Source organism: Dactylosporangium siamense (assembly GCF_016862795.1).
In the GTDB taxonomy this organism is placed as follows: Bacteria; Actinomycetota; Actinomycetes; order Mycobacteriales; family Micromonosporaceae; genus Dactylosporangium; species Dactylosporangium siamense.
Map to the genome: position 1 here is coordinate 70,793 of NZ_BONQ01000128.1, position 14,648 is coordinate 85,440.

The 14,648-nt window shown below is 70.9% G+C and carries 12 protein-coding genes; 7 read left to right on the plus strand and 5 right to left on the minus strand.

What is annotated here, in order from left to right:
• Positions 1–11: 11 nt before the first annotated feature.
• The 3 genes from Dsi01nite_RS41030 to Dsi01nite_RS41040 form a co-directional block, all read right to left on the minus strand.
• Positions 12–848 carry a septum formation family protein gene (locus Dsi01nite_RS41030; protein ID WP_203851807.1) on the minus strand — a complete coding sequence of 279 codons (837 nt, stop codon included), beginning with the start codon at positions 846–848 and terminating at the stop codon, positions 12–14.
• Between the two features lie 48 nt (positions 849–896).
• A complete protein-coding gene (locus tag Dsi01nite_RS41035) occupies positions 897–2,951 on the minus strand; it encodes a membrane dipeptidase (RefSeq protein WP_203851808.1) in 2,055 nt (684 codons plus the stop codon).
• A gap of 141 nt (positions 2,952–3,092) precedes the next feature.
• Positions 3,093–3,641 (minus strand): AAA family ATPase, encoded by a 549-nt coding sequence (locus Dsi01nite_RS41040; RefSeq protein WP_203851809.1) that lies wholly within the window; start codon positions 3,639–3,641, stop codon positions 3,093–3,095.
• A 266-nt stretch (positions 3,642–3,907) separates the two neighbouring features.
• Between Dsi01nite_RS41040 and Dsi01nite_RS41045 the strand changes: the two genes are divergently transcribed.
• Positions 3,908–4,321, plus strand: a complete 414-nt coding sequence (locus tag Dsi01nite_RS41045; RefSeq protein ID WP_203851810.1) for a VOC family protein — start codon at positions 3,908–3,910, stop codon at positions 4,319–4,321.
• A 127-nt stretch (positions 4,322–4,448) separates the two neighbouring features.
• Positions 4,449–5,153 (plus strand): hypothetical protein, encoded by a 705-nt coding sequence (locus Dsi01nite_RS41050; protein WP_203851811.1) that lies wholly within the window; start codon positions 4,449–4,451, stop codon positions 5,151–5,153.
• A gap of 354 nt (positions 5,154–5,507) precedes the next feature.
• Here the strand turns inward: Dsi01nite_RS41050 and Dsi01nite_RS41055 are convergent, their stop codons facing one another.
• Positions 5,508–6,926, minus strand: a complete 1,419-nt coding sequence (locus Dsi01nite_RS41055) for a WGR domain-containing protein (RefSeq protein ID WP_203851812.1) — start codon at positions 6,924–6,926, stop codon at positions 5,508–5,510.
• Positions 6,927–7,002: 76 nt separating this feature from the next.
• On the opposite strand from Dsi01nite_RS41055, the gene Dsi01nite_RS41060 reads away from it, so the two are divergent.
• Both Dsi01nite_RS41060 and Dsi01nite_RS41065 read left to right on the plus strand, forming a co-directional pair.
• Positions 7,003–7,929, plus strand: a complete 927-nt coding sequence (locus Dsi01nite_RS41060) for a DUF389 domain-containing protein (protein WP_203851813.1) — start codon at positions 7,003–7,005, stop codon at positions 7,927–7,929.
• The gene (locus tag Dsi01nite_RS41065; RefSeq protein ID WP_203851814.1) at positions 7,926–8,858 is read left to right on the plus strand and encodes a small ribosomal subunit Rsm22 family protein; all 933 of its coding nucleotides are present in this window, start codon (positions 7,926–7,928) and stop codon (positions 8,856–8,858) included. The genes Dsi01nite_RS41060 and Dsi01nite_RS41065 overlap by 4 nt, the downstream gene beginning before the upstream one ends.
• Before the next feature lies 1 nt (position 8,859).
• On the opposite strand, the gene Dsi01nite_RS41070 is transcribed toward Dsi01nite_RS41065, so the two are convergent.
• Positions 8,860–10,707 carry a glycoside hydrolase family 9 protein gene (locus Dsi01nite_RS41070; protein WP_203851815.1) on the minus strand — a complete coding sequence of 616 codons (1,848 nt, stop codon included), beginning with the start codon at positions 10,705–10,707 and terminating at the stop codon, positions 8,860–8,862.
• Between the two features lie 271 nt (positions 10,708–10,978).
• Here Dsi01nite_RS41070 and Dsi01nite_RS41075 point away from each other — a divergent pair, with 271 nt between their 5' ends.
• From Dsi01nite_RS41075 to Dsi01nite_RS41085, 3 genes are read left to right on the plus strand one after another with little or no spacing between them, the layout of a single operon-like run.
• A complete protein-coding gene (locus Dsi01nite_RS41075) occupies positions 10,979–11,503 on the plus strand; it encodes a PadR family transcriptional regulator (RefSeq protein WP_203851816.1) in 525 nt (174 codons plus the stop codon).
• Positions 11,500–12,171, plus strand: coding sequence for an ABC transporter ATP-binding protein (locus Dsi01nite_RS41080; RefSeq protein WP_203851817.1), 672 nt, complete (start codon positions 11,500–11,502; stop codon positions 12,169–12,171). The genes Dsi01nite_RS41075 and Dsi01nite_RS41080 overlap by 4 nt, the downstream gene beginning before the upstream one ends.
• The gene (locus Dsi01nite_RS41085) at positions 12,168–14,525 is read left to right on the plus strand and encodes an FtsX-like permease family protein (RefSeq protein WP_203851818.1); all 2,358 of its coding nucleotides are present in this window, start codon (positions 12,168–12,170) and stop codon (positions 14,523–14,525) included. Before Dsi01nite_RS41080 ends, Dsi01nite_RS41085 begins: the two co-directional genes overlap by 4 nt.
• The last annotated feature ends 123 nt before the right edge of the window (positions 14,526–14,648 follow it).

The window sequence follows — 14,648 nt, forward strand, 5'->3', positions numbered from 1 at the left end:
GTACCGCCGCGTCACGCCTTGAGGGACTTCGTCAGGACATCGTCGGGACCGGTCACGACGTAGCAGCGGGCCGTACGCTCACCCAAGGCCCACCAGTCCGGATTGCCGCCGGACGGAACGACGCGCAGGCTCTTGGGGAACGTCTTGCCCAGGAACGCTGTCGCCTTGGCATCGCAGGCCTCCGTCGCCTGCTGGGAGAGCCTCGTCATGCCGGGGTGCGGGACGTCCGCGCCGACGTACGAGCCGATGTACTCGCCGTTGTGCGGCTGGGCGCAGTCGATCGGGATCATCGGGTCGAGGTCCTGGAACCAGCCCTTCCCGTCCGGGGTGCCGCGGACCTCCATGCACGTCAGCGCGAGGGGGCGGGCGCCGCGCAGGCCGTCCTTGAGGCTGCCCGTGCGCAGCTTCGAGCTGCGGCTCTCGGCGGCGAACTCGAACAGCGCGCACCGGTACTCCTGCACGCCCGCGATCCACTCGTCCGTCGACGGAACGATGACCGCGATGCCCAGCCGGCCGTCGTGCCAGTCGCCGCCGACGTACTCCCGGGCGGCGGTGTCACAGTCGGTGTAGACCTCCTTGGTCTTGTTCTCCGGCGGTGACGTGAGCCGCCCGACGCGGACGATCTCGGCATCGTGCTCGGCGGCGCAGTCGACCGCGTTGAGGGTGGTGGCGCGGTAGTGGTACACGTCGAGCGCCTGGCCCGCGTGACACCTGCCGGCGTCCGGCAGCGACTTCGGCCGCACGGAAGCGGGCGGCGAAGCCGTTGCCGTGGTGCCGGCAACGGGCTTCGCCGCATCGCATCCAGTAAGGCCCAGCAGGATCAGTGCCGCGATCATCCCCGTACGCATCCGGCCATGATGATCGATCATGGGCGCCGGGGTGAAATCGGGACGCGGCTACCAGGCGATGGCTGCCTCCCAGGTCCGGACATACGCCTCGGCACCGGACATGAGCTGCTGCCGGAGCAGCGCGCTGTCACCGCCGGCCTGCTGGATGAGGTCGGTGGTCCAGTCGGCGAACAGGCCGTACTGCGCGGCGCCGTCGGTGTTGACGTCGAAGGTGCGCGACCCGAAGACCTGCCGGCTCACCGTGGTGCCGTTCGGCGCGGTGAACGGGTAGATCAGCGGGCTGGCCGCCGCGTTCGGGCGCGGGTTCGCCTGGTCGCCGAGGCCGTTGACGTCGGTGCCGTAGCCGTAGCCGGTGATGGCGTTGCCGTGCGGCGCGGCGCGGTTGGCACGCCACTCGCTGAGGAACTCCGGCACCGAGTTGGCGTAGGTGGCCACGAACCCGCCAAGACCCAGAATCCGGTCGATCATGGTCGGGTCGGACCAGCTGTGCACCGAGGTCACGCCCGGGTAGTGCGCCGCCGCCGCCATGTCCAGCACCGCGGTGGCGGTCTTCACGCTCATGTGGTCGACGTGAATGATCATGCCGCGGTCCATCATCTTCTGGATGAGGTACCGGCCGAGGCTGGTCAGCCCGCGGGTGTTGCAGATCTTGCCGCTGGGGTACACGGGCAGCACCGCGCCGGGCGGCAGGCCCACCACGCCGAAGGCCAGCAGCTTGACGAGGTCGTCGCTGACCAGCGGCTGCTCGTTGTCGGACGGGCCGGTGCAGCTGGTGGCGGTCCACCAGTGCCCGGTGGACAGCAGGTTGCCCAGGTTGACGAACGCCCCGCTGACGCCCGCGTCGAACCGGGTGCCGCCGAAGGCGTTGTCGAACTTGTGGATCGGGTACAGGCCGGAGACGCCGAGCGACTGCAGCTCGTTGAGGCCCGCGTCGATCTGGGCCGTGGTGCACTGCGGGACGTCGTTGACCTCGCGGCAGCCGAAGATCTCCGAGTTCTCCACGCCGATGGTCACGGCCAGCTTGCCCTGCGCGGCGACGCTGCGCACCTGGGCCGGCGTGGTGGCGATGCGGAACCAGCCCTTGCCGGCGCCGCCGTTCTGCGCGTCGATGTAGTCCTGCATCGAGTACAGGTAGCGGGACTGGACCCGGATCTGGTCCATCTCGTCGCAGGACGTGTCACGGTAGGGGAACAGCTCGCAGATGGACCTGTTCGCGACGAGCAGCGCGTTGAGCACCCGCTGCCCGGCCCGCCAGGACCGCTCGATGCCCCGGTAGTACGACTGCTCGTGCAGCAGCGAGTTGTGCTGCGGCCAGTCACCGAACGTCGGCCAGCCGTCCTCCGGCGAGTTCACCGCGTCCGTGCCGCCGACGATCGCCTCGAACAGCGCGCCCACGTTGAGGCTGCGGTGGGTGTCGCAGCCCGCGAGCGCGACCTGCACGCCGCCGGACGCCCACGCCTCACCGCAGTGCATCTGCCCGCCGAACGCGGCGGCGGCGGTGATGTGGGCGTGCGCGTCGATCGTTCCCACGAGCTTGCCGCTGCCGTCGACACCCGGCGCGGCGGTGCCGGTGACGCCCGGGTCGATGTCGGGCGGCGTGACACACCCCGCCGCGGTGGCGAGGGCGACGGTGTACGACGAGCCGGCCGCACCGAGACTCCACAGGAACGAGCCCATGACCTGGCCGGTGGCCGTGGCGGTGAACCGGTACCGGTCGCCCACCTTGGCGACGGTGAAGTCGGCCCGGTCGCCGTAGGAGTCGCCGGCCATGATGAAGCTGACGACGCTCTGGTACGCGGGTTTGCCGTCGGAGCCGATGAGCTCGTACCGGCCGAGCTGGGTGGCCTCCAGGCGGAACGACGTGGCCGAGGACGCCGAGGAGGTGAAGCCGTAGCCCGCCCCGCTGCGCACCACGTAGCCAACCGAGGTGGAGCCGTTGTAGACGCGCAGCGAGGCACAGGTGCCGTCCAGCGCGTCGGCGTTCGCCGTGATCGCCGCGGCCGAGGCGGCCGGCACGGCGACGACAGTGGTCGCGACGAGCGGGAGGAGCACGACGGAGGTGAGGGTGATCAGGCGGGATGGATGGCGCAGTGACAGGGACATGATGGCGGTGCCCCTTCCTACGTGCCGGAACGCACGATCCGGCGACCGGATTGAAGTCAGATCAGCGTCTGATAGACCCCGGTGACTGTCAACAGGAGGCGAGAATTTTTCGACTTTCGTGGCATTGCCGAGGCGGGCGGCCTACCCGGCCCAGTTCCGGAGGCACCCGTCGATGAGCTCCGCCCGCTCCTCGACGGTTCCGGCGGGTACGTCGAGCAGCTCGAAGCCGTGTTCCCGGTACGCCCGCTCGTGGAAACGCGCGAACGCGACCGACTGCTCGAAACTGATCCGCCGCACCGCGGTCGGCGTGACGAACCCGAGCAGCTGCACGAAGAAGACCCGGCGCTGGTAGGTCCCCTCGGCCGCCACCCGGTCCAACTCCTCCGCCAGGACCGGCGGCACCGGCAGGCCGAGGTAGCGGGCCAGGGCGAGCGTGCAGAACGGCGACCGGTCGAAGACCTGGACCGTGGTCGCCGGCGGCGCGGGCTGCTCCAGCCGCTCCCGCTGCAGGAGCGTGATCGCGTCGATGAACCCCGGTTCGCGCCACGCCACGTCGGCGCCCCGGGCCTGCAGGCGGACGTTGACGTCGGTCGCCGCCTCGTCGACCACCGCGTATCCGCGGCCCCGCAGCGCCGCCAGGACCGTCGTCTTCCCGGCGCCCGGCGCGCCAGTGATGATGTATCGCCGCATGAGGGCGACTCCTTTCGGGCTTGGTTGCTTTGGCTGCTTGGGCATGGGTGCTTGGTTGCTTGGGCATGGGTGCTTGGGCATGGGTGCTTGGTTGCCTGGGCATGGGTGCCGAGCCGGTGCCCTCGAAGGGCCGGCGAGTGATGAGGATTGGCCGCGGAAGCGCGGCGAGGAGACCGGCGATCCGGTCAGCTACGAGCCGGTGCGAAGTCCGCACGGGCGAGCCGTCCACCCATACTAGGCCCGGCCCGACCTTCTATGGTGGGCCGATGGCATCGGTCAAGCAGTTCCAGGTCACCTTCGACTGCGCGGAACCCGCGCTCGTCGCCCGCTTCTGGTGCGACGCGCTGGGCTACGTCCCGCCGCCGTCACTGGAGGGTTACGCGCCGCAGCCTGGGGTGCAGGGCCCGGCGTCGGCGTGGTGCAGCGATCCCACCGGCGTCGGCCCGCGGCTGTACTTCCAGCGCGTCCCCGAAGGCAAGGTCGTCAAGAACCGGGTGCATCTCGACATCCGTGTCGGCACCGGCCTGGTGGGCGACGCGCGCGTGGCCGCGCTGGAGGCCGAGTGCGCCCGGCTGATCCCGCTCGGCGCGACCCGCGTGCGGCTCCTGGTCGCCGACGAGGAAAACGAGTCGTGCCTGGTGATGCAGGACGTCGAGGGCAACGAGTTCTGCCTGGACTGAGCGACTAACCCTTGTGGATCTTGCCAGCCTGGCGCACGTCACCGACAATTCGGTTGGCAGCCAGGTCGAGCGGCGGAGGTATGCGATCAGCAACCATCGTGTCATCCGAAGGTCTCGGCCCTATGTGGTGACCCCCGCGGTTGCGATGATCCTGCTCGCCGTGAACGCGGTCTGGGACGTCGTCTGCCAACGCATCGGGCGGGACGAATGGATTGTCCTGGACACCGGCTCGACGATCACCCTCCTGGTGGCGGTCGGCGGTGCGACGCTGGCCCGCGGCCAATACGCAATGACGGTCCGGCCCTATCTGGGCTGGCGTTTCACCCGCGACGACAAGGGGCGCGGGCGGGTGACGAGCCCCGAGGGCGCGCCACGGGCGATCCACCTGTACGTGCACAACGGCGGCAGCGGTGTGGCGTTCGTGGAGAATGTCCGCTACCGGCTGGAACTGGCCGGCGGTCCGACACCCGACGACCGCGCCGGGCCATCACCCTGGCTCACGCTGGACCAGACGAGACAGCAACTGCGCCAGATCGGACTGATCGAGGAGCGCGACTTCTACCTCATGATCATCGGTCCGGCACCGATGCCACCGACGGCGAACCCGTTCGACGGCGTCCACGTCCTGAGTCTGACCTCACGCGCGGTCCATTCCATCAGCAACCTCGACATCAGGTTCAGAGCGACGGACCTGGTCGGCGACGTCCACGAGTGGACGCTCACCGACTATGTCGCGCCACAACACCGGGCCGAGATCCGGGCCTATCACGCCACGCCCACACCCACGCCCGCCGGCGATCCGGCGGTGGCCCCGGGCCCCCGGGAGGAATGAACCGAACCCACCGCGCAGGCCAGGCCGACGCGGATCGGCCCGGCTGACCACCACGACAACCAGGCGCGGCGGCAGCACGAGACAACGCCACCCGGCCGCCGAGCCGACGCGGATCAGCCGGGCCTGCAGACGGCACGAGGCAATACCGCCCGCCAGCCGAACCAACGCGGATCGGCCGGGCCGGCAACCACGACACCCAGGCGCGGCGGCAGCACGAGGCAACACCGCCGCGCCGCCGAGCCGACGCGGATCAGCCGGGCCGGCAACCACGACAACCAGGCGCGGCGGCACGAGAAAGCCGCCCGGCGGTCGGGCCGACGTGGATCGGCCCGACCGGATACCGCGACGGGCGGGTCAGACGAGGCGGCGGATCTCGCCGTGGGCGCGGTAGAAGCCACCCCGGCTGGCCTCGCGGATCTCCGGGACGACATAGCGGGCCTGCGGCTCGCGGATGCCCTTCGGGAACTGGACCTGCCAGTCGGAGTGGTAGCCGGGCGTGACGACGCGGATGCGCAGGCGGCCGCCCTCCTCGAAGCACTCGACGACCACGCCGCCGGAGGAGTCGGTGGCGACCTCGACGGTGGTGGAGGGGGCGACGGCCTCCATGCGGGGCGCCTTCACGTCGACATACTCGGGCACGACGCCCTGCTCGGCGGCGCGAACGGCCTCCTCGCTGGCGTCGATGCAGGCGAGCGACCCGTCGGTGGTGACGATGTAGAGGCGCTCGTTGTGATACTGCATCGAGTAGGCGCTGCCGCAGCCGGTGCCGAGCTTCCACAGGCGGGTGCCGTCGGCCGCGAAGCAATACACCGAGGAGCTCGAGTCGCCGGCGAAGACGTAACGGCCGTCGGGGGCGGCGGCGCAGGAGTAGATGGTGTTGTCGCAGCGGTAGCTGACGGAGGTCTGGCCGCTCTTGGTGAAGGACAGGACCTGGTTGGAGGACATGCCGGCGTAGAGGGTGTCGCGCTCCTGCCAGCCGAACAGGACCGCGCCGCGGGTCGGCTGGTTCCACAGCTCCTTGCCGGTGCGCCAGTCGTAGCTGGTGACGCCCTTGCTGTGGCCGTGGTGCACGGCGTTGTCGTCGCAGCGGACCATCCAGCCGCTGGAGCCGTTGCCCTGCTGGCGCCAGAGGAACTCGTCCTCGTGGTCGATGCTGCAGATGCCGCCCTTGGCGTCGGCGACGCCGAGGACGCCGTCGTGGATGTCCAGCCAGTAGATGTCGATGTCGGGGGCGATCGCATAGGCGATCCGCGGGATCTTGCCGGACAGGTCATAGACGTTGCCGTCATCGCAGCCGGCATAGAGCCAGTCGTCGTCGGCGACGATGCACTTCACCCCGTCGGGGAGCTGGAACTGGCGCTCGACCTGCGCGTCGTGGGTGAGGGTGGTGACGACGCCGGCCTCGTTGCCGACCATGCAGACCCGGTCGTCGACGAAGATGCCGAACGCGGAGGAGCCCGACTTGTAGCGCCACAGCAGCGGTGCGGTCTTCGCGGTGGAGCGGGCGCTGACGATGACGCGGCGGGACACGGAGCGTTTGGCCCGCTGGCCGGCAACGGCCGGGGCGTAGCCCTTGCGGGACTTCTCGCCGATCTTCTTCGCCGCCTCGGCGGTCGCCTTGGCGTGGTCGGGGTATGTCGTGGTCTTCAGCGTGCCGGGGTCGCCGATGCGGCCGTAGCGGATCGACATCTCGGCGCCGTCGACGGTCACCTCATAGAACTTGTGGGCGCTGCCGCTGTCCTCGGACAGCTCGAGATAGGTCGTCTGGGGCATCGGTCACGGCCTTTCGAATACGGATCAACGAGGGGGCGCCGACAGCGTAGCGACGACCACCGACAAAAATTGAAGGGTGCTGCATCTGCGGGTCATCTCCCCACCGGACCGGACCGACGAGGTCGTCCGGATCATCGAGGCCGCCCCCGGCGCGACGAACCTGGTCGTGCTGCCGGGCGCGGCCCGCCAGCCCGACGGCGACCTCGTGCTCTGCGACGTCGTCCGGGAGGCCGGCAGCCAGGTCCTGTCCGCCCTGCGCCGGCAGCGCATCCACGAGGTCGGTTCGATCGCAATCGACCACGTCGACGTGGCGTTGTCCAACGTCGCGGCCGCCGCCGCGGACGCCGCGCCGGGCCTGGCCAGCGACGCGGTGGTGTGGGACGAGATCGAGCAGAAGACCGGCGACGAGACCGAGCTGTCCGGCACCTACCTGGCGATGTTCGCGATCGCCACCATCATCGCCGGCATCGGCGTGCTGCTCGACCAGCCGATCCTCATCGTCGGGGCGATGGTCGTCGGACCGGAGTTCGGTCCGCTCGCGGCACTGTGCGTGGGGATCATCCGGTGGCGTCCGGGGTTCATCAGACGCGCGTCGATCGCCCTGGTCGTCGGGTTTCTGACAGCGATCGTCGTGACGATCGGCACCACGTACCTGCTGGATCTCGTCGGCCTGGTCGACAAGGGCATGCTGCTGCGGGAGCGGCCGCTGACCGACTTCATCTGGCGACCCGACGCGTTCTCGTGGGTGGTCGGCTTCTTCGCCGGGATCGCCGGGATGTTGTCGCTGACCTCGTCGAAGGCCGGGCCGCTGATCGGCGTGCTGATCTCGGTGACGACCGTGCCCGCGGCGGCGAACATCGCGGTCGCGATCGCCTACGGCGTCATGCACGAGGCGCTCGGCTCGGCCGTCCAGCTCCTGCTGAACCTCGCCGCGATCGTGACCGCCGGCGTGCTCACGCTGCTCGTGCAGCGCTGGTTCTGGAACCGGAAGGCAATGGCATGACCGACCTCCGTGAGGCCCTCGACCAACTCCTCGAAGCCGTCCCGCCGAAGCGGCTGGCCGAGTCGGTACAGCGGCTCATCGCCGACTACCGCAGCGGCCGGCCCGCCGACGAGCCGCTGCTGCGCAACATGGTCGACGTGACCGCGTACGCCGCGTACCGCATGCCGGCCACCCACGCCGCGGTCGCCGCGGTACTGGCACAAATCACGATAAGTCCGAAAAGTGTGCTGGATGTCGGCGGCGGGTCCGGCGCCGCGACCTGGGCGGCCCTCGCCGCGTTCCCGGCGCTCGACACCGTGACCATCCTCGACCAGGTCCCGGAGGCGCTCAAGCTCGGCCAGCGCATGCTCCCCCGCGCGACCTGGCAGGAGTGGCATCTCGGCGAACCCACGGACACCGCCGACCTGGTGCTGGTGTCCTACGTCCTGGGCGAGCTCACCGAGGACGCGCAGCACGACCTGGTCGACGCCGCCGGCGCCGCCGCCCGCCAGGCAGTGGTCATCGTCGAACCGGGCACTCCCCTGGGGTACCGGCGGATCCTCGACGCACGACAGCGGCTGCTGGAACAGGGCTGGACCGTCGCGGCGCCGTGCCCCCATCAGCAGCAGTGCGGCATGACCGGCAAGGACTGGTGCCACTTCTCCGTCCGCGTCAACCGCTCCGCCCTGCACCGCAAGGTGAAGGACGCCGCGCTCGGCTACGAGGACGAGAAGTTCGCCTACGTCGCGGTGACGAGACAGCCGACCGAACAGCAGGGACGGGTCGTGCGGCACCCCGCGTTCCGCAAGGGGCTCGTCACGCTGCAGGTCTGCAACCCGGACACGACCGTCGGCCCGACCCTGGTGTCCAAGCGGGAAGGCCCGACCTACAAGGCCGCCAGAGACGCGGAATGGGGCGACCGGTGGCCGCCCCATTCCGAAGAGCACTGAATCAGGTCTGGTCCGCCGCGAAGGACGCGACCCAGGACAGCGACGAGTTCCAGTTGATGGTCAGCTCGTTCGTCGACCACGACTTGATGTCGTCGATGTAGCACAGCTGCGGCTTGCAGCCCTTCAGCGCCGCCGAGGCGACCTCGTCCTGCAGCGAGGAGTTGGGGCCACCGGCGAGGGTGCCGCGCGGCGGGTTCGGCAGCTTCGGGTCGAGCTGGCGGGCGTACCAGCGGCTGTGCTGGTTCTTCGACGCCTTCTCGCCGTAGCCGGTCACGTAGGACTGGTTGAGCGCGTTGCGGCCGAAGATGTAGTCCATGCCGGACAGGACGCCGTCACGGTACTTCTGCTCACCGGTCAGGTCGAACGCGGTGCCGACGACGGCGAGGTTGTTGAGCATCTGGCTGTTGGACGCCCAGTCGTAGCCGCCGTTGGGCGCGTACGCCTGGCCGTACGCCTGCGAGTTCAGCGTGGCGAGGTGCTTGTCCGCGCCGGCGACGACGCTCGCGCGGACCCGCTCACGGTCGGGCAGCTTGTTGTCGACGGCGGCGAGGTCGAGCCGGCCGAGGGCACCCACGGCCCGCCAGTCGAAGGCGTTGGCGAAGACGTCGGACTTGTGCACCGGCGAGGCGGTGACGAAGTCGGCGAATTTCTTCTCGCCGGTGGTGATGTACAGCTCCGCCGCGGCCCAGTAGAACTCGTCGTCGACGTCGGTGTCGCCGTATGCGCCGCCGCCGACGCCGTCGGAGTCGGGCGCGTACATCTTCGGGTTGGCCTGCGCGGCCGCGAACGCCGTGCGGGCCACGGTCAGCAGCTTCTCGGCGTAGGCCTTGTCGTACACCTCGAACACCCGGGAACCCTGAGCGGCCGCGGCGGCGAGGTTGAGGGTCGCGGCCGTCGACGGCGGCTTGAGGAACCGCTGCTGGGTGTCGGCTGCGGGGTCCATCGGCAGCCCCGTCCAGCCGGCGTCGTGGATCTTGTGGTGGGCCATGCCGGCGAGCTTCTGGCCGGCCGGGACCTGCATCTTGGTGAGGAAGTCGAGCTCCCAGCGGGCCTCGTCGAGCACGTCCGGGATCTTGTTGCCGGCCTCGGGCTGGCGCAGCGTGCGCGCCTTCGACGCCTGCGGGGACCGCTCGTAGGAGCTCATCAGCTGCGCGACGGAGATGCCGCCGTTGACGACGTACTTGCCGTGGTCGCCGGCGTCATACCAACCGCCCGTGACATCGAGGGAGTAGTCGCAGGTGCCGGGCTGGCACGGAACCTTGCTGTCGCCGCCGTTGGGGCTGTCTGCGGTGTGACCGGCGGCGCGGCCGTAGCCGGGGGCGATCTTGTCGTCGATGGCGATGCCGCTGCGCTGCGGGTAGTAGAACGACATCGCGTCGATCGCGAGCTGGCGGTAGGCCTTCGGGTCGAGGTCGAAGGGCAGGCTCGCCTTGCCGTCGACCTCGAGGGTGTACGTGCTGCCACTACCCTTGTAGTCGCTGAAGTCGATCGTGTGCGTGCCCTGGCCGGAGCTGGGGTCCATGCCGTGCGGCGTGGTCTCGCCGGAGGCGACCACCGTGCCGGCCTTGTCCTTGAGCTGCCACGCCAGCGGGGTGCTCGCGTCGCTGATGACGGTGGCCCGCTTCGGCCCGTCCGGCAGGTAGCCGACCTGGTTGACCCGCACGGGGGTGTCCGGGATGTGGTCCGGGGTCGCGGGGAACGCGTAGGCGGCATCGGCGCCGCCGGATCCGACGCCCGGAAGGCCGCCGTCCTTCGTGGCGAACGCGATCGGCAGGGCGATGGCGGGGACCGCCACAATCGCCGCGACGGCAGCGAGTTTGGCCTTGTTGGACAGGTTCGGCAGACGCACCGGCTCTCCTTCTCGGTCGGTTACAGAGCGCGCGCCACCGTCATCCCAAGGGGAGAAATGGGGTGATCAGCGGCGTGTCCGGGCGAACCTACAGAGCGCCGTATTGGCGGAAACGGACAAAAGGGCCGTGCTGTGACCTGGACCACAATGAGCACCGGCGGTTGGCACATTTACTCGTACAAGCGCATGAGACGAAATGCTGAGCCGCAGCTCAGAGGCTCTACAAGGCGTGTATACACACTAGGTATACACATGGTGTAGAGTCGCCCGCATGTCCATCGGTCAAGCGTTTCTGGGGCTGCTCGAGTCCCAGCCCCGCCACGGTTACGACCTGAAGCGGGCCTACGACGAGCGGTTCGGCAGCGACCGCCCCCTCGCGTACGGCCAGGTCTACTCGACCCTGTCCCGGCTGCTGAAGCACGGCCTGGTCACGGTTGACGGTGTCGAGCCGGGCGAGGGCCCGGACCGCAAGCGCTACGCGATCACCCCCGCCGGCGTCGCCGACGTCGAGCAGTGGTTGCAGCAGCCGGAGAAGCCGGAGCCGTACCTGCAGAACACCCTCTACACGAAGGTGGTCCTGGCGCTGCTGACCGGCCGGCCCGCGGCGGAGCTGCTGGACACCCAGCGGGCCGAGCACCTGCGCCTGATGCGCGAGCTGACCCGGCGCAAGACCGGCGGCGACCTCGCCGACCAGCTGATCTGCGACCACGCCCTGTTCCACCTGGAGGCCGACCTGCGCTGGCTCGAGCTCACCGCGGCCCGCCTCACCGAGCTCGCCGGGAAGGTGCGCGGATGATGCTCTCGGCCGTCGAACTGACGAAGTCGTTCGGATCCACCCAGGCGCTGTCCGGTGCGTCCATGTCCATCGCCGCCGGGGAGATCGTCGCCGTCATGGGACCGTCCGGGTCCGGCAAGTCGACGCTGCTGCACTGCCTCGCCGGGATCATCCGTCCCGACGCCGGCCAGGTCCTCTACCGCGACCAGGAGCTGTCCGCCATGTCCGACGGGCAGCGCAGCGCGCTGCGGCGCGGCGAGTTCGGGTTCGTGTTCCAGTTCGGCCAGCTCGTGCCGGAGCTGACCTGCCTGGAGAACGTGGCGCTGCCGCTGCGCCTGGACGGGCACCGGCGCAAGGACGCCCAGCGGCGGGCCGCCGAGTGGCTGGACCGTCTCGAGATCACCGACGTGGCGGGCAAGCGGCCCGGCGAGGTCTCCGGCGGGCAGGGCCAGCGGGTCGCCGTCGCCCGGGCCCTCGTCACCGGGGCGCGGGTCGTCTTCGCCGACGAGCCGACCGGCGCGCTGGACTCCCTCAACGGCGAGCGGGTCATGCGGCTGTTCACCGACGCCGCCCGCACCAGCGGCGCCGCCGTGGTCCTGGTGACGCACGAGGCCCGGGTCGCCGCGTACGCCGACCGCGAGATCGTGGTCCGCGACGGTAAGGCCCTCGACCTGGCCCGGCACGCATGACGGCCCCTCTTAGCGGGGTCGGCCGGCCGGCCCCGGCGGCCGGGCCGGTGCACACCGGACGGCTGCGGCGGTGGGCCGCGGAGGTCGGCCTCGGTGCCCGGCTCGCGCTCACCGGCGGCCGCGAAGGGCTCCTGCGCACCGCCCTCACCGCGATCGGCGTCGGGCTCGGCGTCGCCGTGCTGCTGCTGTCGGTGTCCGTGCCGGCGATGCTCGACGCGCGCTCGTCCCGCACCGCCGCCCGCGACGACGACCGCTACGGCTCCGACAAGATCACGCCCGGGGACACCACCGTGCTGACCCTGAACATCGGCACCTCGTATCACGGCCGCAGCGTCCGGGGCAGGCTCGTGCGACCCGACGGCGCCCACCCGGTGCTGCCACCCGGCGTGCGGTCCCTGCCGGCGCCGGGCACCATGCTGGTCTCCCCCGCCCTGCGCGACCTGCTCGCCTCCCGCGACGGCGCCCTGCTGCGCGACCGCATGCCGGGCACGGTCGGCGGCACCATCGGCAAGGCCGGCCTGTCGGGCCCCAACGAGCTGGTCTACTACGCGGTCCGCGGCGACCTGGCCTTCGGCCAGCCCCAGGTCCAGCGCATCGACGGCTACGGCAGCCACAGCCCGCACGAGCCGCTCGACCCGTTCCTGCTCATGCTCGTCATCGTCATCTTCGTCGTGCTGCTCATGCCGGTCGCCATGTTCGTCGCCGCCGCGACCCGCTTCGGCGGCGAGCAACGCGACCGGCGCCTGGCCGCGGTCCGGCTCGTCGGCGCGGACGGCGGCATGACCCGCCGCATCGCCGCCGGTGAGGCCGTCGTCAGCGCCACCCTCGGCCTGCTCGTCGGCGGGGTCGTCTTCCTCGTCGGCCGCCCGTTCGTGGAGTTCTTCGAGGTCGCCCAGCTCAGCGTGTACGGCACCGACCTGCGCCCGCCGCTGCCGCTGCTCGCCCTGCTGATCGTGTCCGTGCCCCTCGCGGCCCTGGCGATGAGCCTCGTCGCACTGCGCCGGGTCGTGGTCGAACCCCTCGGCGTGGTGCGCCGCGCCACCGCCCGCACCCACCGGCGCCTGTGGTGGCGCCTGCTCACCCCGGTCGCCGGCGGCGCGCTGCTCGCCCCGCTCACCGGCAGCCGCGGCGACTTCAACCAGTGGCAGGCCGTCGCCGGCGTGTCGCTGGTCCTGCTCGGCGTCGCGCTGCTGCTGCCGTGGGTGTTCGACCGGATCGTCGGCCGGCTCGGCGGCGGTGGCGCGCTGTCGTGGCAGATGGCCGTGCGCCGCCTGCAGCTGTCCGGCGGCAGCTCGGTGCGCGCGGTGGGCGCGATCGCGGTCGCCGCGGCCGGCACGATCGCGTTGCAGATGCTGTTCTCCGCCGCCGACGCCACCTACACCAGGGACGCCCACCTGGACCCGGGGCGGGCCCAGTCATACACGGTCGTCAAGGTGTCGGCGCTGGCGACCGCCACCGACAGCGGCGCGCTCGACGCGAAACTGCGCACCGGTGGGGTGACGTCGGTCAACACGTTCCGGCGCGACTCCGCCCACTTCGGCGCGAGCGGCTTCGCCACCATGTGGATCGGTGACTGCGCGGTGCTGCGCGAGCTCGCCGAGCTGGACCGGTGCGCCGACGGCGACGTGTTCGTGTTCGAGCATCCCGACCTCGCCGAACTGCCCGGCCAGACCGTCGTCATGGGCGACTCCGACCCCGACACCGAACGGCCGCACACGGAGTGGACGGTGCCGGCGACGGCCCGGCCCGCCAAGGCGCTGCCAGGCCCCTACGGCGACGTCACCGGCGTGCTCGTCACCACCGGCGCCGCGCCGCCCGCCGAGCCCGCCCCCACGTTCGTCTCCTACGTCCACCTCGCCCCCGGCGACGAGGACGCCCCGGAACGGCTGCTCAACGCCGCCATGGCCATCAGCCCCACGATGGACGTCACGATCCAGCGGTCGCAGGTCCGGGACAGCACCTTCGCGAGCATCCGCCGCGGCCTGTTCGCCGGCGCCGCCGTCACCCTGCTGCTCGTCGGCCTGAGCCTGCTCGTCGGCACCCTCGAGCAGCTCCGCGAGCGGCGCCGCACCCTGGCCGCCCTGGTCGCCTTCGGCGCCCGCCGCTCCACCATGGGCTGGTCGATCCTCTGGCAGACCCTGGTGCCCGTCGTCCTCGGCCTGGTCCTCGCGGCCGCGCTCGGCCTCGGCCTCGGCGCCCTTCTCCTGGCCACCGTCAACGTGCCCTTCCACGCCGACGTGTCCGGCATCGCCATCGTCAGCGGCATCGCCGCCGGCGTCGTCCTGCTCGTCACCACCGCCAGCCTCCCGGCCCTGTGGCGGCTGATGCGCCCGGACGGGCTGCGCTTCGAGTAGCTACGGCCGCATTCGGCCGCGACCCCGACCGGGGCCGCGGCCGTCTGTCGTTGACAGGTCTACGAGACCGCGATCTTCGCCGGCCTCACTGTCCTGCTCGCCGGCGTCAGCTGCTGGCGTGTC

Coding starts and splice junctions, on each gene's coding strand:
- Dsi01nite_RS41045 (WP_203851810.1), top strand. CDS start 3,908: ATGGCATCGGTCAAGCAGTTCCAGGTCACCTTCGACTGCGCGGAACCC.
- Dsi01nite_RS41040 (WP_203851809.1), bottom strand. CDS start 3,641: ATGCGGCGATACATCATCACTGGCGCGCCGGGCGCCGGGAAGACGACG.
- Dsi01nite_RS41055 (WP_203851812.1), bottom strand. CDS start 6,926: ATGCCCCAGACGACCTATCTCGAGCTGTCCGAGGACAGCGGCAGCGCC.
- Dsi01nite_RS41065 (WP_203851814.1), top strand. CDS start 7,926: ATGACCGACCTCCGTGAGGCCCTCGACCAACTCCTCGAAGCCGTCCCG.
- Dsi01nite_RS41085 (WP_203851818.1), top strand. CDS start 12,168: ATGACGGCCCCTCTTAGCGGGGTCGGCCGGCCGGCCCCGGCGGCCGGG.
- Dsi01nite_RS41080 (WP_203851817.1), top strand. CDS start 11,500: ATGATGCTCTCGGCCGTCGAACTGACGAAGTCGTTCGGATCCACCCAG.
- Dsi01nite_RS41075 (WP_203851816.1), top strand. CDS start 10,979: ATGTCCATCGGTCAAGCGTTTCTGGGGCTGCTCGAGTCCCAGCCCCGC.
- Dsi01nite_RS41035 (WP_203851808.1), bottom strand. CDS start 2,951: ATGTCCCTGTCACTGCGCCATCCATCCCGCCTGATCACCCTCACCTCC.
- Dsi01nite_RS41030 (WP_203851807.1), bottom strand. CDS start 848: ATGCGTACGGGGATGATCGCGGCACTGATCCTGCTGGGCCTTACTGGA.